Here is a 17,383-nt window from a genome sequence, read left to right as displayed (position 1 = left end):
CCGACTGGCGTCCGCGCCATCCGTTGGGCATACTTACTGACTGAACGGTCGGTTTTGAAATCGGCCCCGAGCGGATGCCGCGACCCGTCGATACGCTGGCGGGCGAGGTTCCAGACGACGCAGTCAGGAGTGACCCCATGGCCGAGGCCTACCTCGTCGGCGGAGTGCGGACGCCCGTCGGCCGCTACGGCGGAGCGCTCGCCGGCGTCCGGCCCGACGACCTCGCGAGCCTCGTGGTGGGCGAGGCGATCCGGCGGGCCCGGCTCGACGAGGAGGCCGTCGAGGCCGGCGCGATCGACGAGGTGATCCTCGGCGCCGCGAACCAGGCCGGCGAGGACAACCGCAACGTCGCGCGCATGTCGGTGCTCCTCGCGGGCCTGCCCGACTCGGTGCCCGGCATCACGGTCAACCGCCTCTGCGCGTCGGGCATGTCGGCGATCATCATGGCCGCGCAGGCGATCCGCGCGGGCGACGCCGACCTCATCGTCGCGGGCGGCGTCGAGTCGATGACGCGTGCCCCGTGGGTGCAGGCCAAGCCCGAGAAGCCGTGGGCCAAGCCCGGCGACGCGTACGACACGTCGATCGGCTGGCGCTTCCCCAACCCCACGCTGCTCGCGCGCGACAAGGCCACGTTCTCGATGCCCGAGACCGCTGAGGAGGTCGCGCGCGTCGACGGCATCACGCGCGAGGACGCCGACGCGTTCGCCCTCCGGAGCCAGCAGCGCGCCGCGGCCGCGATCGACGCGGGCCGGTTCGAGGCCGAGATCGTCGGCGTGCCCACGGCGCGCGGCGAGGTGCTCGTCGACGAGGGGCCCCGCCGCGACACCTCGCTCGAGGTGCTCGCCGGGCTGCGCCCGGTCGTGAAGGGCGGCTCGGTCGTGACCGCGGGCAACTCCAGTTCGCTCAATGACGGCGCGAGCGCGATCGTCGTCGCGAGCGCCTCGGCTGTCGAGCGGTACGGCCTCACGCCGCGCGCCCGCGTGGTCGTCGGCGCCTCGGCCGGCCTCGCACCCGAGATCATGGGACTCGGCCCCGTGCCGGCGACCGAGAAGGCGCTCGAACGCTCGGGCATCCACCTCGACGAGATCGGCTCCATCGAGCTCAACGAGGCGTTCGCCACGCAGTCGCTCGCGAGCATGCGACGCCTCGGCCTCGACCCCGAGCTCGTCAACGCCGACGGCGGCGCGATCGCCCTGGGCCATCCGCTCGGCTCGTCGGGCTGTCGCCTGGTCGTCACCCTCCTCGGCCGCATGGAGCGCGAGGGATCCCGGTACGGGCTCGCGACCATGTGCGTGGGCGTCGGGCAGGGCACCGCGATGATCGTCGAGGGGGTGCGATGAGCCAGGCGGATGCCGCGGCCACGCCGCTCCTCGTCGAGCGCCGCGACGATCGCGTCGTCGCGACCCTGAACCGCCCCGACAAGCGCAACGCGATCGACCAGGCGACGATCGACGCGCTGCACGCGCTGTCCGAGGAGCTCGAGGCCGAGCCGCGCACGCTCATCCTCACGGGCGCGGGCGGCGTGTTCGCCTCGGGCGCCGACATCGCGCAGCTGCGCGACCGCCGCGCGGCCGACGCGCTCGCGGGCATCAACGCGAACGCGTTCGTGCGCGTCAACGAGCTGCCGATGCCCGTGATCGCGGCGATCGACGGCTGGGCGCTCGGCGGCGGCGCCGAGCTCGCGTTCGCCGCCGATATCCGCATCGCCACGCCCGGAGCGAAGTTCGGCAACCCCGAGACGGGCCTCGGCATCATCCCGGCGGCCGGCGCCACCTGGCGGCTCCGCGAGATCGTCGGCGAGGCGCGCGCCGCCGAGCTGCTGCTCACCGGTCGCATCGTCGACGCGGCCGAGGCGCTCTCGATCGGACTCGTCACGTCGGTCCATCCGGTCGGCGAGCTGCTCGCCGAGGCGCACGCGATCGCCGACCGCATCGCGCGGAACGATCGCGCCGCGACCATCGCGACCAAGCGCGTGCTGCGGGCGCCGCGGGCCGATCACCCGCGTGTCGACCTCGAGGAGCAGGCCGTGCTCTTCGAGAGCCCCGAGAAGCACCGCCGCATGACGGAGTTCCTGGAGAAGCGAGCGAAGAGGAGCGCGGAATGACCGACACGACCGGCTCCGAGACACGGCCGCCCGCCGCATCCCGGCCCGCGCATCACGCCCCGGAACGCGTCGGCGTGCTCGGCGGCGGGCGCATGGGCGCGGGCATCGCGCACGCGTTCCTGCTCGCGGGGTCGCACGTGACCGTGGTCGAACGCGACGACGTGGCCGCCGAGGCGGCGCGCACGCGCGTGCTCGACTCGGTCGCGGCATCCGTCGCCCGCGGCACGACCGGCGAGACCGCCGAGGCGCTCGGCGCCCGGCTCGCGGTCGCGACCGACGTCGACGGGTTCGGCGGGGCGGGGCTCGTCGTCGAGGCGGTCCCCGAGGACCTCGACCTCAAGCTCGACGCCCTGACCCGCGTCGAGGCGGTGCTGGCAGCGGATGCCGCGCTCGCGTCGAACACGTCGTCGATCTCGATCGACGAGCTCGCCGGGCGGCTCGAGCGCCCGAAGCGGTTCCTCGGCCTGCACTTCTTCAACCCCGTGCCGGCGTCGGCGCTCGTCGAGGTCGTGCGCGGCACGCAGACCGACGGCGCGCTCGTCGAGGAGGCGCGCGGCTGGGTGCAGGCCATCGCGAAGACGCCGATCATCGTGCACGACGCGCCGGGCTTCGCGTCGAGCCGGCTCGGCGTCGCGCTCGGCCTCGAGGCGATCCGCATGCTCGAGGAGGGCGTGGCCTCCGCCGAGGACATCGACGCGGCCATGACGCTCGGCTACAAGCACCCGGTGGGCCCGCTCAAGCTCACCGACCTCGTCGGACTCGACGTGCGGCTCGGCATCGCCGAGTACCTCGCGGGCGAGCTCGGCGACCGATTCGAACCGCCCGCCCTGCTCCGCCGCATGGTGGCCGAGGGCAAGCTCGGCCGCAAGACCGGCGAGGGCTTCTACCTGTGGGACGCGCAGTGATGCGGTCCCGCGGTGCGGCGCCCGCGGCCGGCACGCCCGGCGCGCCACCTCGGCGTGCGCCGCGCCACCCGGGCCGGCGCAACGGGCGTGCAACCGGCGCAGGGGCGTGGAGCACCCAGGCATGAACGAGGAGAAGAACACGATGACCGAGATCCTGCCCAGCTACGTGCGCGACGCGTGGTGGACCCCCGGCGCCGACGCCGCGGCATCCGCCGCCGAGGTGCGCGACGCCTCGACCGGCGAGCTCGTCGCGCGCGTCTCGACCGAGGGGCTCGACCTCGGCGCCGTGCTCGAGCACGCCCGCACGGTCGGCCAGCGCTCGCTCGGCGACCTCACGTTCCACCAGCGCGCGCTCCTGCTCAAGCAGATGGCGCTCGCCCTCACGGAGCGGAAGGCCGAGCTGTACGAGCTGTCGGCGCGCACGGGCGCGACCCAGCGCGACTCGTGGGTCGACATCGACGGGGGCATCGGCGTGCTCTTCACCTACTCGTCGAAGGGCCGCCGCGAGCTGCCGAACGCGAAGGTGCTCGTCGACGGGCCGGTCGAGCCGCTCTCGAAGGACGGCTCGTTCATCGGCCGCCACGTGTACACGCGCCTGCCCGGCGTCGCCGTGCAGATCAACGCGTTCAACTTCCCCGTGTGGGGCTCCCTGGAGAAGTTCGCTCCGGCGTTCCTCGCGGGCGTGCCGACGGTCGTGAAGCCCGCGACGCCCACCGGCTACCTCACCGAGGCGTACGTGCGCATCCTCGTGGAGTCGGGCCTGCTGCCGGCGGGCTCGCTGCAACTCGTGTCGGGCAGCGTGCCCGACCTGTTCGACCACCTGAAGCTCGGCGACCTCGTCGCGTTCACCGGGTCGGCCTCGACCGCCGAGCGGCTCCGCGCCCACGACTCGGTGCAGACCGGCGGGGTGCGGTTCTCGAGCGAGACCGACTCGATCAACGCGTCGGTCCTGGGCACGGATGCCACGCCCGAGACGCCCGAGTTCGACGCGTACGTGAAGCAGCTCGTCGTCGAGATGACCTCGAAGGCCGGCCAGAAGTGCACCGCGATCCGTCGGGCGATCGTGCCGGCCGCATCCGTCGACGCGGTCATCGACGCGGTGCGCGCCCGCCTCGCCGAGCGCGTGGTGGTCGGCGACCCGCGCACCGAGGGCATCACCATGGGCCCGCTCGCCTCGACCGGGCAGCGCGACGAGGTGCTGCGCCAGGTGCGCCGCCTGCAGGAGGCCGGCGGTGAGCTCGTCATCGGCTCCACCGAGCCGCCGTCGGGCGTCGAAGCCGAGGGCGCGTTCGTGCAGCCCATGCTGCTGAAATTCACGGATGCCACCGCGCCGGCGGTGCACGAGGTCGAGGCGTTCGGCCCCGTGGCATCCGTCATCGCCTACGACTCGCTCGACCAGGCCGTCGACCTCGTCGCGCGCGGCGGCGGCTCGCTCGTGACGAGCGTCGCGACCCACGACCCCGAGGTCGCGGTCGCGCTCGCCACGGGCATCGCGCCCATGAACGGGCGCCTGCTGTTCCTCGACCGCGACGACGCGCGTTCGTCGACCGGTCACGGCTCGCCCGTGCCGCACCTCGTGCACGGCGGACCGGGTCGCGCGGGCGGCAGCGAGGAGCTCGGCGGGATGCGTGCCGTCAAGCACTACATGCAGCGCACCGCCGTGCAGGGCTCGCCCGCGATGCTCACCGCGCTGACCGGCGTGTGGCACTCGGGTGCCGAGGCGCGGCCCTACCAGGCTGCGGGGGAGCCGCACCCGTTCCGCAAGTCGCTCGCCGAGCTGCGGATCGGCGACCAGGTCGCCTCCGAGCCGCGGACGGTCACGCTCGAGGACATCGAGACGTTCGCGAACTTCACCGGCGACACGTTCTACGCGCACATGGACGAGGCGGCCGCGGCCGCGAACCCGTTCTTCCCCGGCCGCGTGGCGCATGGGTACCTGCTCGTGTCGTGGGCGGCGGGCCTGTTCGTGGATGCCGCGCCCGGCCCGGTGCTCGCGAACTACGGGCTCGAGAACCTGCGGTTCATCACGCCCGTCTCGCCGGGCGACTCGATCCGCGTCGAGCTCACGGCGAAGGAGATCTCGCCGCGTGAGACCGACGAGTACGGCGAGGTGCGCTGGGACGCGGTGCTGAAGAACCAGAAGGACGAGATCGTCGCGACCTACGACGTGCTCACGCTCGTGGCGAAGGAGCCGGCGCCGGTGCCTGCGGGGGTCGAGTAGCCGCCGACGGAGGAGGCCGTGTAGCGAGACCGCGGAGGTCTCGATACGCTCGCTGCGCTCGCTACTCGACCACCGGATCCGGCCCGGCCCACGGCGTCACGAGCGTGCCGCGGCGCCCTTCCCGACCCAGGCGATCGCCTCGTCGAGGCGGTCGAGCGGGAACACCCGGAATTCGCCGGGCACGAGTCCGCCGAAGGCGACGGCGATGCCCGTGAGCACGTCGCGGTCGGTGACGAACGCGGCGCGGTCCCAGATCGAGAGCGGGCGCCCGAGCAGCTTGGCGTCCTCCATCATCGCGCCCAGCGAGTAGTGGTCGAACTCGTCGTCGATCACCAAGACCAGGTCGAGTTTGCCCGAGGACGCCGCTGCCGCGTCGATCGCGGGATCGAGCACCTCACGGTAGTCCGAGGCCGTGACGGTGCCCACGGCCCGGAAGCCGATGACGTCGGACGGCAGGTCGTCCAGCAGTTCGATCATGATGGTTCCCCCTCGCGGCCATCATGCCCGGCTCAGCCGCGCAGCGCGAGCGCGAAGGGCAGCACGGCGGTCGCGCCCGCCTGCCGGAGCGCGCGGGCGGCGATCGTGAGGGTCCAGCGGCTGTCGGCGAGGTCGTCGACGAGCAGTACCGGGCCTGCCGGCACGTCGAGGCCGTCGGCCGAGAACCGGTTCCAGACGCCGGCGAGCCGGAACGCGCTGTTGCCGCCCGGCGCCCCGGTCGGGCCGCCGTCGACGAGCGCGAGCGCGCCGAGGTAGGACAGCCGCCCGACCTCGGCGAGCCCGCGCGCGAGCGAGTCGACCAGCTGCGGGCGCGAGCGCGACGGCACGGATGCCACGGCGACCGGCCGCTCGTCCCAGCCCCAGTCGGCGAGCACGCGCACGCACGCCGCCATGACCTGCGGCGGCACCGGGCCGTCGGGGGCGCCGGCGGCGAACAGCTCGCGCAGGGTGCCGCCCCAGCCGAGGTCGGTCAGCCGCGCGAGCGCCCGCCCCTCGGCCGCCTGCTCGCCCGGCGTGAGGCGGCCCTTCACGGGCACGCCGAGCCGGTCGGCGCCGGTCGGCCAGGCGCGGCGCGGCTCGATCGGCACGCCGACGCGGTCGAGCGCGCCGGCCGCGGCGTCGGCCGCGCCCGCGGCGAGCGCCGTGGGATACCAGGCCCCCGCGCAGGTGTCGCACCGGCCGCACGGCGCGGCGGTCGCGTCATCGAGGGATCGCTGGAGGAACTCCATGCGGCATCCGTCGGTCGTCTCGTACTCGATCATGTGCTGCTGCTCGGCCTCGCGCGCCTCCGCGATGCGGGCGTAGCGGTCGGCGTCGTACACCCACGGTTCGCCCGTGGCGACCCATCCGCCCTGCACGCGGCGGACGGCCCCGTCGACGTCGAGCACCTTGAGCAGCAGCTCGAGAGGGGTCCGGCGGAGGTCGACCCGCGCCTCGAGCGCGGGCGTCGACAGCGGCACGTCGGAGAGCTCGGCGATCACGCGCTGCGCACGCTCCTCATCGGGCATCGACGCGGTGGCGAAGTAGTGCCAGATCGCCCGGTCTTCCGGGCCGGGCAGCAGCAGCACGTCGGCGCTCTCGCTCGACCGGCCCGCGCGGCCGACCTGCTGGTAGTAGGCGACGGGCGAGGAGGGCGCGCCGAGGTGCACCACGAAGCCGAGGTCGGGCTTGTCGAAGCCCATGCCGAGCGCGCTCGTGGCGACGAGGGCCTTCACCTCGTTGCGCTTGAGCAGCCGCTCGGACTCCTCGCGCTCGTCGGGGTCGGTCTGGCCCGTGTACGCGCGCACGTCGTGGCCGCGCTCGCGCAGCAGCCGCGCGGTGTCGTTCGCGGCCGACACGGTGAGCGTGTAGATGATGCCCGAGCCGGGCAGGTCGCCGAGGTGGCTGAGCAGCCACGCGAGGCGTGTCGGCGCGTCGGGCAGGCGCAGCACCCCGAGCCGGAGCGACGTGCGCGCGAGCGGCCCCCGGATCGTCAGCACGTCGTCGCCGTGGCCGAGCTGCTCGGCGACATCCGCCACCACGCGGCTGTTCGCGGTGGCCGTGGTGGCGAGCACGGGCACGCCGGCCGGGATCTCGGCGATGAGGTCGCGCAAGCGGCGGTAGTCGGGCCGGAAGTCGTGGCCCCAGTCGCTGATGCAGTGCGCCTCGTCGACCACGAGCAGGCCGATGCGCCGCACGAGCGCCGGCAGCTGCTGCTCGCGGAACGACGGGTTGTTCAGCCGCTCGGGTGAGACGAGCAGCACGTCGACCTCGTCGTCGGCGAGTCGCTGCTGCACGTCGGCCCACTCGTGGGGATTGGTCGAGTTGATCGCGACCGCACGCACCCCGGCGCGCTCGGCCGCGGCGATCTGGTCGCGCATCAGCGCGAGCAGCGGCGAGACGAGCACGGTCGGTCCGTCGCCGCGTCGGCGCAGCAGCAGGGTCGCGACGAAGTACACCGCCGACTTGCCCCATCCGGTGCGCTGCACGACGAGGGCCCGCCGCCGCCCGTCGACGAGGGCTGAGATGGCCTCGTACTGCCCGTCGTGGAACTTGGCGTCGTCGCGACCGACCAGCTCGCGCAGCGCGGCGAGCGCCTCGGCGCGGGTGTCGGCGGGCGCGGTGGTCGAGGTCATGCCTCCACTCTGGTCGACGCCGCTGACAGTCGCCCGGGGAGGACCGCGTCGGACTCGTGCATCCTCAGGCCGGGCCCTGTTCCCGGCCGCCGACACGGTCGGGAATAGGGCATCCGCCCGATGCCCGGCACGCACCTCAGCGAGCAGGCTGATCGCACCACAGGAAGGAACCGGAATGATGCAGATCTCGGAGTTCAGCTTCCCCCACCTTCGCGAGGCGCACGACGACCGGATCGCGGTCGAGCTCGAGCGGCGGCGCCTCGTGGCAGAGCGGCGGGCGGATGGCGCGGCGGCCGCGTCGCCCGCGGTCGCGCCTCGCGGGTTCCGCGCGTGGGCCGCACGACTGCGGTCGAGCGAGACGGGCGCGCGCACCGCGCCGGCGCGGCGCGGTGCCGAGCCGTGCGTCGCGTGCCCGTAGCCGCGGGCTACTCCACCGCCGGGGACGGCACGCGGAGCCCGTCGAGCGCGACCGCGATCACGTCGTCGGCCAGCCGTGCGGCGTCCTCGCGCCCGCCGGGGCGGTACCACTCGACGATCGAGTTGATCATGCCGAAGAGGAGGCGCTCGACCACGCGCACGTCGATGTCGCTGCGGAGCGTGCCCTCGGCCTGCGCGGCCGACACGAGCTCGGTCACGCGGCGGTCGAACGCGCGACGACGGGCGAGCGCGTTGCGCTCCACCTCGGTGTTGCCGCGCACGCGCAGCAGCAGGGTCACCGACGGCAACTCGGCGACGAGCACGTGCACCGCACCGCGCAGCACGTGGTCGAGCCGATCGGCCGCGGTCCCGCCGGATGCCTCGGCCTCGTCGATGACGCGCTCGAGCGAGCTCAGCGCCTGGTCGAGCGCGCGGTCGAGGATCTCGTCCTTCGATGCGAAGTGGTGGTAGATCGCCGACTTCGACAGCTTGAGCCGGTCGGCGAGCACGCCCATCGACGTGGCGTCGTACCCGTACTCGTTGAACGCGGCGACGGCGATCTCGAGGATCCCCTGCTGGTCGTATCCCGGGCGCCCGCGCCGCTGCGCCCCGTTCGCGTTCTCCGACATCCCCCTCAGTCTCGCATCAGCGGGGCTCGCGGAGGTCGTAGACCCGCTTGTACTTGCCCTCGCTGCGCGGCAGCGCGCCCGGCTCCTCGAGCTTGACCTTCACCGACGAGCCGATGAACTCCTTGATCTTGCCCGCGAGCACGACCGTGGCGGCCTGGCAGGCGTCGACGGGCAGGTCGGGGTGGCGCTCGATGCGGACGGTCATGTCATCCATGTGACCCGTGCGCGTGAGCTCGAGGATGAAGTGCGGCGTCAGGTGCTCGATCTCGAGCACGAGCTCCTCGATCTGCGTCGGGAAGACGTTGACGCCGCGCAGGATGATCATGTCGTCGTTGCGGCCCGTGATCTTCTCGATGCGGCGCATGCCGGGTCGCGCGGTGCCGGGCAGCAGGCGGGTCAGGTCGCGCGTGCGGTAGCGGATGACCGGGAACGCCTCCTTCGTCAGCGACGTGAAGACGAGCTCGCCCTTCTCGCCGTCGGGCAGCGGCTCGCCCGTCTCGCCGTCGATGACCTCGGGCAGGAAGTGGTCCTCCCAGACGTGCGGACCGTCCTTCGTCTCGACCGTCTCGTTCGCGACGCCGGGGCCCATGACCTCGCTGAGGCCGAAGATGTCGACGGCGTCGATGCCGAGCTTCTCCTCGATGCGGCGGCGCATCTCGTTGGTCCACGGCTCGGCGCCGAGGATCGCGACCTTGAGCGACGTGGACCGCGGGTCGATGCCCGCCTCCTCCATGGCGTCGGCGATCGTGAGCAGGTAGCTCGGCGTGCACATGATCGCGTCGGGCTCGAAGTCGCGGATGAGCTGCACCTGGCGCGCCGTCTGGCCGCCTGACATCGGGATCACGGTCGCCCCGAGCTTCTCGATGCCGGCGTGCGCGCCGAGGCCGCCCGTGAAGAGGCCGTAGCCGTACGCGTTGTGCACCTTCATGCCGGGGCGCACGCCGCTCGCACGCAGCGAGCGCGCGATGAGCGAGGCCCAGCGGTCGAGGTCGCCGTGCGTGTAGCCCACGACCGTCGGCCGGCCGGTCGTGCCCGACGAGGCGTGGATGCGCGCGACGCGCTCCATCGGCACCGCGAACATGCCGAAGGGGTAGGTCTCGCGCAGGTCGGCCTTGGTCGTGAACGGCAGCTTCGCGACATCCGCGAGGGTCTGGATGTCGTCGGGGTGCACGCCGTGCTCGTCGAACTTGCGGCGGTACAGCGGCACGTTCTCGTAGGCGTGGCGCACGGTCCACTGCAGGCGCTCGAGCTGGAGCGCCTCGATCTCGGCGCGCGAGAGGCGCTCCTCGGGGTCGAGCTCGTCGGCCGCGGCGGGCGCGACGCCCGAGACGGTGGCGCGGATGGCGGGCGCGGCCGGGGTGGCGGTGGTGCTGGGAATGGTCGTCGTCGACACGGTGGCTCCCGGGGTGGTCAGAACGTGCGGTTGGTGGAGATCGAGCGGCCGCGGAACTCGGCGACGGCGTCGCCCTGCTCGTCGACGACCGTCACGTCGTAGAGGCCCGTGCGGCCGCTGCGGGCGCGGCGCACGGCGGTCGCGGTGAGCGTCTGCCCGGCGACCGTGGACTTGAGGAAGGTGATGTCGGCGCCCGCCGCGACGGTGACGCGGTGGTCCTCGTTGCAGGCGATCGCGAAGGCCGTGTCGGCCAGGGTGAAGACGAGCCCGCCGTGGGTGATGGCGAACCCGTTGGTCATGTCCTCGCGCACGCGCATCGAGACGACGGCGTGGCCCGGCTCGTCGCGTTCGACGACCATGCCGAGCATCGCCGAGGCGAGGTCGCGCTGCATCATGTCGCGATTCAGGCGGGATGCCGCGGCATCCGTCGTCTCGCCGGCCGGCTGGGCCGCGTCGTGGCGTTCGGTCGCGACATCCGTCATGCGCTGCTCCTCATCGAGTGCGGGGGACCTGCCGCGGGTCGTGTTGCCGCGGCGCTTGACACGAGCCTATACTAACTGAACGATCGGTTGGTAATGCGGATGCCGCGACATCCGTCCCGCCCGATCCCGAGAGCATTGGAGTCGACGATGACCGCACCCGCCGACCTGAGCGTCGTGGAGGACGAGGCCGCCCAGGCCCGCTTCGACGACCTCATCGCCCAGGACTCGCGCATCGAGCCGCGAGACTGGATGCCCGAGGCGTACCGCAAGACGCTGATCCGCCAGATCAGCCAGCACGCGCACTCCGAGATCATCGGCATGCAGCCCGAGTCGAACTGGATCTCGCGCGCGCCGAGCCTCAAGCGCAAGGCCATCCTCATGGCCAAGGTGCAGGACGAGGCGGGCCACGGCCTCTACCTGTACTCGGCCGCGCAGACGCTCGGCATCGGCCGCGAGGAGATGACGCAGCAGCTCATCGAGGGCAAGGCCAAGTACTCGTCGATCTTCAACTACACGACGCCGACCTGGGCCGACATGGGCGCGATCGGATGGCTCGTCGACGGCGCCGCGATCTGCAACCAGGTGCCGCTGTGCCGGGCCTCATACGGCCCCTACGGCCGCGCGATGGTGCGCATCTGCAAGGAGGAGTCGTTCCACCAGCGGCAGGGCTTCGAGATCCTGCTCGAGCTCATGCAGGGCACCGAGGCGCAGCGGCGGATGGCGCAGGACGCCGTCGACCGCTGGTACTGGCCGTCGCTCATGATGTTCGGTCCGCCCGACGACCAGTCGCCCAACTCGGCCCAGTCGATGGCGTGGAACATCAAGCGCTTCTCGAACGACGAGCTGCGCCAGCGCTTCGTGGGCATGCTCGTGCCGCAGGCCGAGGTGCTCGGCGTCACCCTGCCCGACCCGAACCTGAAGTGGAACGAGGCCGAGCAGCGCTACGACATGAGCGAGATCGACTGGACCGAGTTCCACGAGGTGCTCGCCGGTCGCGGCCCCGCCAACGCCGAGCGCCTGCGTCGACGCCGCGAGGCGCACGAGGAGGGCGCGTGGGTGCGCGAGGCGGCCGCCGAGTACGCACGCAAGCAGTCCGAGAAGCAGCAGGCTGCCGCATGACGCGCAATCGAGGGTTGAGGAGCGAGCGCAGCGAGCGTCTCGAAACCCGTGACGAGAGGATCAACTGATGTCGACTCCAGGTGAGACGGGCACCGAGGCCTGGCCCCTCTGGGAGGTCTTCGTGCGTGCCAACCGCGGCCTCTCGCACGTGCACGTCGGCTCGCTGCACGCGCCCGACGCCGAGATGGCCGTGCGCAACGCGCGCGACCTCTACACGCGCCGCAACGAGGGCGTCTCGATCTGGGTCGTGCCCGCCGACGCGGTCACCACGAGCGATCCCGACGCGAAGGGCGCGTTCTTCGAGAGCCCCGCGGGCAAGAACTACCGGCACGCCGTGTACTACACGAAGTCCGAAGGGGTGAAGCACCTGTGAGCGACATCGACCCCCACGGCGACGTCACCGTCGACCGGGTCGCGCTCGCCGAGGAGTACGCCGGCGAGGCGGCCGGCGCCGGCCACGCGGCATCCGACGACGTCGCGGAGTACGCGCTGCGCCTCGGCGACGACGCGCTCGTGCTCAGCCAGCGCCTCGGCGACTGGATCAGCCGCGCACCGGAGCTCGAGGAGGACGTCGCGCTCGCGAACATCGCCCTCGACCTGCTCGGCCACGCGCGCTCGCTGCTGCACTACGCCGGCACGCGCGACGGCCGCAGCGAGGACGATCTCGCCTACTTCCGCGACGAGCCCGACTTCCGCAACGCGTGGATCTTCGAGCAGCCCAACGGCGACTTCGCCCACACCATCGCGCGGCAGCTGTTCGTCGCGACCTACCTCGTCGAGCTCTACCGCGCGCTCGAGCAGTCGACGGATGCCACGCTCGCGGCGATCGCGGCGAAGGCCTCGAAGGAGGTCGACTACCACCGCGACCACGCGATCCAGTGGACGCTCCGTCTCGCGGGCGGCACCGACGAGTCGCGCCGCCGCATGCTACGCGCGGTCGAGCAGACGTGGCCCTACGTCGACGAGCTGTTCCGCGACGACGTGCTGGTCGAGCGACTCGCCGCCGAGGGCGTGGCGCCGCTGCCGTCGTCGCTGCGTCCGGCCTTCGACGCCGTGATCGACGAGGTCTTCGCCGAGGCCGACCTCGCCCGGCCCGAGGGCCGGCTCGCGTTCGTCGCCTCCGGCGGCGGCCGCGAGGGCCGGCACACCGAGCACCTCGGCCCGATGCTCGCCGAGATGCAGGTGCTCGCCCGCGCCCATCCGGGGGCGTCGTGGTGAGCGCGGAGCGTGTGAGGGTTGAGGAGGCGCGCAGCGCCGTCTCGAAACCCGCCGAGACGATCGCCCGCCCCGTCCCATCCGACCCGGCCGCACGCGCCGCGTGGGACGTCGCCGCCACGGTGACCGACCCCGAGGTGCCCGTGCTCACGATCGAGGACCTGGGCGTGCTGCGCTCGGTCGCCGTCGACGACGACGGCGCCGTGCGCGTCGAGCTCACGCCGACCTACAGCGGCTGCCCGGCGATGGACGCCATGCGCGACGACGTCGTGCTGGCCCTCACGCACGCCGGCTACGACCACGTCGACGTGAAGATGGTGCTCGCACCCGCGTGGACGACCGACTGGATGAGCGAGTCCGGCAAGGACAAGCTCCGGAAGTACGGGATCCAGGCGCCGAGCGGTCACGCACCCGTGCGCGACGGCGGGCCGATCCGCCTGACGATGGCCGTCAAGTGCCCGCGCTGCGACTCCCTGAACACCCGCGAACTCGCCCGCTTCGGCTCGACGTCGTGCAAGGCGCTCTACGAGTGCCTCGACTGCCTCGAGCCCTTCGACTACTTCAAGGTGCTCTGATGGCCGCGATCAATCTGGGCTCCACCGGAGCCCCCGCCCGCAGCGCCGCGGGCACGCTGACGACGGATGCCGCGATCGCCGACGCGTTCCTGCAGAGCGCGGTCGGCGGCGACCACGTGCCGAAGCGTCGCCGCGCGCGGTTCCACTCGCTCGAGGTCGCCGAGGTGCGCCCGCTGACCGACGACTCGGTCGAGGTCACCTTCGCGGTGCCCGACGAGCTCGCCGACGACTACACCTACCTGCCGGGGCAGTACGTCGCGCTCCGCCGCGAGTTCGACGGGCACGAGCTGCGCCGCTCGTACTCGATCTGCCGCCCGCCAGTGCGCGGCAACGTGTCGGTCGCGATCAAGCGCGACCTCGGCGGGCGCTTCTCGACGTGGGCGAACTCCGAGCTCGCGGCGGGCGACCGCATCGACGTGATGAGCCCCCAAGGCACGTTCACGTCGGGGCTCGACTCGCTCGACGGCAAGCACGTGGTCGGCATCGCCGCGGGCTCGGGCATCACGCCGCTCATGGCGCTCGCGCACACCGTGCTGGCCCGTTCGGATGACGCGCGGTTCACGCTCGTCTACACGAACCGGTCGACGCGCGACGTGATGTTCCTCGAGGAGCTCGCCGAGCTCAAGGACCGCTACCCGGCCCGGCTCGCGCTGCACCACGTGCTCTCGCGCGAGCAGCGCACCGCGCCGCTGCTGTCGGGGCGCATCGACGCCGAGAAGCTCGAACGCATGCTCGACGCCCTCATCCCGCCGGCGACGGTCGACGAATGGTTCCTGTGCGGGCCGTTCGAGCTCGTGCAGCTCGCGCGCGACACGCTCGAAGCGCGCGGCGTGCCATCCGGTCGCGTGCGCTATGAGCTCTTCACGACCGACGCCGACCGCGCGACGGAGCCGCGCCAGGGCCGGCCCGTCGTCGTCGAGCGCGGCGAGAAGACGGTCGAGATCGAGTTCACGCTCGATGGCAATTCGTCGACCGTCGAGAGCCCGGTGAGCGCGAACGAGTCGATCCTCAACGCGGCGCTGCGCGTGCGCGGCGATGTGCCGTTCGCCTGCGCGGGCGGCGTGTGCGGCACGTGCCGCGCGCGGGTCGTCGACGGCAGCGTCAACATGACCGAGAACTACGCGCTGGAGCCGGAGGAGCTCGAGCGCGGCTACGTGCTCACCTGCCAGTCGCACCCCACGTCCGACCGCGTCGTGGTGGACTACGACGTGTGACCCGCCCGCACCACCTCCGCACCACCCGCACTACCTCCACCACCTCCGCGCCGAGCGCGTGCAGATCCGTCGAGCGCAATTGCGTCCGCAGAGGCCCTCGTCGGAAGTACACGCGCTCGGCGTCCAGAACAGAGGAGATCGCATGATCGAGCTCGAGATCCACGACGGCGTGGCCGAGGTGGTGCTGAACGCGCCCGGCAAGCTCAACGCGCTGGACGAGCACGCGCTCGCCGAGCTCGGCGACGCGTACGCGCAGGCCGAGTTCGCGCAGGTGCGCGCGCTCGTGTTGCGCGGCGAGGGCCGCGCGTTCTGCGCCGGCCGCGACATCGCCGGCGTCGACCCGCGCGACGACGACGTGCAACGCTACCTCGGCGGGCTCGTGGAGCCGCTGCTGAAGCGGATGGCGCGGTTCCCGGCGCCCACGTTCGCGGTCGCGCACGGCGCGTGCCTCGGCGTCGGCCTCGGGCTGCTCATCGCGACCGACATCGTGTACGTGGCCGACAGCGCGAAGGTCGGCTCGCCCTTCAAGAACCTCGGCGCGACGCTCGACTCGGGCGGGCACGCGCTGTTCTACGAGCGGCTCGGCGCGCACCGCGCGATGGACCTCATCGTCACCGGGCGGCTCATGTCGGGGAGCGAGGCGGTCGCCGCGGGCCTCTTCTCGCAGGCCATGCCGGCCGACGACGTGCTCGAGGCCACGCGCGCGGCGGCCCGCGACGCGGCATCCGGACCCACCCAGGCCTTCGTCGCGTCGAAGCGGCTCATCGCCGACCTCCGCGACCACCGGCTGGGGCTCTGGGCCTCGATGTCGGAGGAGAACCGCGCGCAGGCCGCGCTCTGCGACACCGAGGACTACCGCGAGGGGTTCGCCGCGTTCCAGGAGAAGCGCGCGCCGCAGTTCACGGGCCGCGGCTGACCGACCCCGCTCAGTCGGGCAGCGCGCTCGGCCGGGCGGCCGCGATCGCCTCGTCGAGCAGCACGCGCCGTGCGCGCGCGAACAGCTGCATCGCTGCCTCGGGGGTGTCCCCGACGGCCGTCATCCCGACGCGGCCGTGCTCGGTGACCGAGCTGATCATGTGCAGCACGATGCCCGTCTCGCGGGCCGAGTCGAAGTGCAGGCCGTGCCGCGTCACCGCGTCGAAGAGGTCGTCGATCGTGAGCGCGCGCAGCTCGGGGGACTCGAGGTGGTCGGTCGCGACGAGGTGCTTCTCGGCGCCCGACGGCGTGAGGAACCGTCCCGTGCCGGCGTCGTACCGGCCGTCGGTCAGGAACTGCAGCGCGAGGAACGGATGGGTCGTGCCGCCCATCCGCAGGTTGACCTCGATCGCGTACGCCGACCAGTCGCCGGCGTCGTCCGGCACGACGATGAAGTCGACGGAGAACCGTCCGATCACGCCCTCGGCGGCGAGCCTCCGCCCGATCGCGAGCGCGGGCTCGGCGATCAGCCGCGAGTACGCGGGGTTTGCGGGGAAGACGCAGCCGAGGAAGCTCTGGCCGCTCGTCCCGCCGAGCAGCTGGTCGTGCGTCGAGACGACTTCGACCGTGCCGTCGGGCAGCACCTGGAGCTGCACGCTCGGGCTGAGGACCTCCGCCCCGGCGAGCCGCTCCTCGACCACCCCGCCCTCCGAGGCCAGCACCGACAGGTACCGCTCGCGCGGCGTCTCGGGCCAGTCGAAGCGCATCTCGCGCACCCGCTCGTCGATCGCCGCCCTCCGCTGCCGAGCCGGCAGGTCGGCGATGCCGTCGAGGTCGACGAGCGCGTTGCCCGAGCCCGATACGCCGTAGTCGAGCTTCACGATCGCGTACCGCAGGCCGGGGCGCTCCGCGAGCAACCGCTCGATGGCCTCGGCGACGTCGTCGAGGCCGTGCAGCGCCTCGGCGCCCGCGGGATGCGCGATGCCGACCTCGTGGAACAGCCGGCGTCCGCCGGACTTGCTGCCCCAGGTCGCGAGGGCGGGCTCGGCGCCGTACACGGGGATGCCCAGCGTGAGGGCGACGTCGCGCTCGAGCCGCGTGGTCGCGTACGGGATGAGGTGGCTGCGCGCGCGGTCGGGGATGAAAGCGGCGATCCGCTCGAGCACGCGCGGCCGGTCGAGCAGCTTCGCGCTCAGCGGACGTGCCGATCCGTCGCCGACCGAGACCATCGACAGCCGCGATCGTGCATCGCTCGGCACGACGCCCGGCAGGAGCGCGAGGTAGTACTCGACGATCCGCGGGTCGACGGGCGTCGACGTGACGTACACGATCCGGAGGCCCGGGCGTCGGAGCAGGAGCAGCAGGAAGAGGAACCGCTCCTCGTAGGCCTGCGCGAGGCTTCCGCTGCGCGTGACGGTCGGCCCGCTCGCGATCGAGGGGAGCACGACCACGGATTCGCCGCCGGAATCCGCCGCTGCGGCCCACGCCGCGGGCATGCGGCGCTGCAGCCTCCAGAAGCGGAGGTTGCGATCGTCCTCGTCGAGTTCGGCGAGGGTGACGGCCCGGGCCATCTCTGCCATCC

The 17,383-nt window shown here is 72.7% G+C and carries 17 protein-coding genes; 11 read left to right on the top strand and 6 right to left on the bottom strand.

Annotation, left to right across the window (positions count from 1 at the left end):
• Positions 1–137: 137 nt before the first annotated feature.
• The 4 genes from JOD46_RS17625 to paaZ all read left to right on the top strand — a co-directional run bounded on the left by JOD46_RS17625 (position 138) and on the right by paaZ (position 5,230).
• A complete protein-coding gene (locus JOD46_RS17625; protein ID WP_204395754.1) occupies positions 138–1,340 on the top strand; it encodes a thiolase family protein in 1,203 nt (400 codons plus the stop codon).
• Positions 1,337–2,104, top strand: coding sequence for an enoyl-CoA hydratase/isomerase family protein (locus JOD46_RS17620; protein ID WP_204395753.1), 768 nt, complete (start codon positions 1,337–1,339; stop codon positions 2,102–2,104). Before JOD46_RS17625 ends, JOD46_RS17620 begins: the two co-directional genes overlap by 4 nt.
• Positions 2,101–3,009, top strand: a complete 909-nt coding sequence (locus JOD46_RS17615) for a 3-hydroxyacyl-CoA dehydrogenase family protein (protein WP_204395752.1) — start codon at positions 2,101–2,103, stop codon at positions 3,007–3,009. The genes JOD46_RS17620 and JOD46_RS17615 overlap by 4 nt, the downstream gene beginning before the upstream one ends.
• Positions 3,010–3,151: 142 nt before the next feature.
• Complete coding sequence (gene paaZ, locus JOD46_RS17610; protein ID WP_204396832.1) at positions 3,152–5,230, top strand: phenylacetic acid degradation bifunctional protein PaaZ; 2,079 nt, start codon at positions 3,152–3,154, stop codon at positions 5,228–5,230.
• A gap of 96 nt (positions 5,231–5,326) precedes the next feature.
• Here the strand turns inward: paaZ and JOD46_RS17605 are convergent, their stop codons facing one another.
• Entirely contained in the window at positions 5,327–5,707 is a 381-nt protein-coding gene (locus tag JOD46_RS17605) for a SpoIIAA family protein (RefSeq protein ID WP_204395751.1), read from the bottom strand.
• A 32-nt stretch (positions 5,708–5,739) separates the two neighbouring features.
• A complete protein-coding gene (locus JOD46_RS17600; protein WP_204395750.1) occupies positions 5,740–7,842 on the bottom strand; it encodes a RecQ family ATP-dependent DNA helicase in 2,103 nt (700 codons plus the stop codon).
• 175 nt (positions 7,843–8,017) lie between these two features.
• Here JOD46_RS17600 and JOD46_RS17595 point away from each other — a divergent pair, with 175 nt between their 5' ends.
• A complete protein-coding gene (locus tag JOD46_RS17595) occupies positions 8,018–8,260 on the top strand; it encodes a hypothetical protein (RefSeq protein WP_204395749.1) in 243 nt (80 codons plus the stop codon).
• Between the two features lie 7 nt (positions 8,261–8,267).
• On the opposite strand, the gene JOD46_RS17590 is transcribed toward JOD46_RS17595, so the two are convergent.
• The 3 genes from JOD46_RS17590 to paaI are packed head-to-tail and all read right to left on the bottom strand — an operon-like array spanning position 8,268 to position 10,763.
• Positions 8,268–8,888: a TetR/AcrR family transcriptional regulator gene (locus JOD46_RS17590; protein WP_204395748.1), complete on the bottom strand. Its 621-nt coding sequence runs from the start codon at positions 8,886–8,888 to the stop codon at positions 8,268–8,270.
• 16 nt (positions 8,889–8,904) lie between these two features.
• Positions 8,905–10,281 (bottom strand): phenylacetate--CoA ligase PaaK, encoded by a 1,377-nt coding sequence (paaK, locus tag JOD46_RS17585; protein ID WP_372432727.1) that lies wholly within the window; start codon positions 10,279–10,281, stop codon positions 8,905–8,907.
• A 17-nt stretch (positions 10,282–10,298) separates the two neighbouring features.
• A complete protein-coding gene (gene paaI / locus JOD46_RS17580; RefSeq protein WP_204395747.1) occupies positions 10,299–10,763 on the bottom strand; it encodes a hydroxyphenylacetyl-CoA thioesterase PaaI in 465 nt (154 codons plus the stop codon).
• 147 nt (positions 10,764–10,910) lie between these two features.
• Between paaI and paaA the strand changes: the two genes are divergently transcribed.
• The 6 genes from paaA to JOD46_RS17550 all read left to right on the top strand — a co-directional run bounded on the left by paaA (position 10,911) and on the right by JOD46_RS17550 (position 15,802).
• Positions 10,911–11,882 (top strand): 1,2-phenylacetyl-CoA epoxidase subunit PaaA, encoded by a 972-nt coding sequence (gene paaA, locus JOD46_RS17575; RefSeq protein ID WP_204395746.1) that lies wholly within the window; start codon positions 10,911–10,913, stop codon positions 11,880–11,882.
• A gap of 67 nt (positions 11,883–11,949) precedes the next feature.
• On the top strand, positions 11,950–12,255 hold the full coding sequence (paaB, locus tag JOD46_RS17570) for a 1,2-phenylacetyl-CoA epoxidase subunit PaaB (protein WP_204395745.1): 306 nt from the start codon (positions 11,950–11,952) through the stop codon (positions 12,253–12,255).
• Positions 12,252–13,100 carry a 1,2-phenylacetyl-CoA epoxidase subunit PaaC gene (gene paaC, locus JOD46_RS17565; RefSeq protein ID WP_204395744.1) on the top strand — a complete coding sequence of 283 codons (849 nt, stop codon included), beginning with the start codon at positions 12,252–12,254 and terminating at the stop codon, positions 13,098–13,100. Before paaB ends, paaC begins: the two co-directional genes overlap by 4 nt.
• A 59-nt stretch (positions 13,101–13,159) precedes the next feature.
• A complete protein-coding gene (gene paaD, locus JOD46_RS17560) occupies positions 13,160–13,672 on the top strand; it encodes a 1,2-phenylacetyl-CoA epoxidase subunit PaaD (RefSeq protein WP_204396828.1) in 513 nt (170 codons plus the stop codon).
• The gene (gene paaE, locus JOD46_RS17555; RefSeq protein WP_204395743.1) at positions 13,672–14,886 is read left to right on the top strand and encodes a 1,2-phenylacetyl-CoA epoxidase subunit PaaE; all 1,215 of its coding nucleotides are present in this window, start codon (positions 13,672–13,674) and stop codon (positions 14,884–14,886) included. The genes paaD and paaE overlap by 1 nt, the downstream gene beginning before the upstream one ends.
• 142 nt (positions 14,887–15,028) lie before the next feature.
• Positions 15,029–15,802: an enoyl-CoA hydratase/isomerase family protein gene (locus JOD46_RS17550; protein WP_204395742.1), complete on the top strand. Its 774-nt coding sequence runs from the start codon at positions 15,029–15,031 to the stop codon at positions 15,800–15,802.
• Between the two features lie 10 nt (positions 15,803–15,812).
• Here the strand turns inward: JOD46_RS17550 and JOD46_RS17545 are convergent, their stop codons facing one another.
• Positions 15,813–17,372 carry a peptide ligase PGM1-related protein gene (locus tag JOD46_RS17545; protein ID WP_204395741.1) on the bottom strand — a complete coding sequence of 520 codons (1,560 nt, stop codon included), beginning with the start codon at positions 17,370–17,372 and terminating at the stop codon, positions 15,813–15,815.
• Positions 17,373–17,383 lie beyond the last annotated feature (11 nt).

Origin of the sequence: Agromyces aurantiacus, from assembly GCF_016907355.1 — a bacterium.
In the GTDB taxonomy this organism is placed as follows: Bacteria; Actinomycetota; Actinomycetes; order Actinomycetales; family Microbacteriaceae; genus Agromyces; species Agromyces aurantiacus.
The sequence above is the reverse complement of the archived record's forward strand: the minus strand, read 5'-3'. Positions and strand labels throughout refer to the sequence as shown.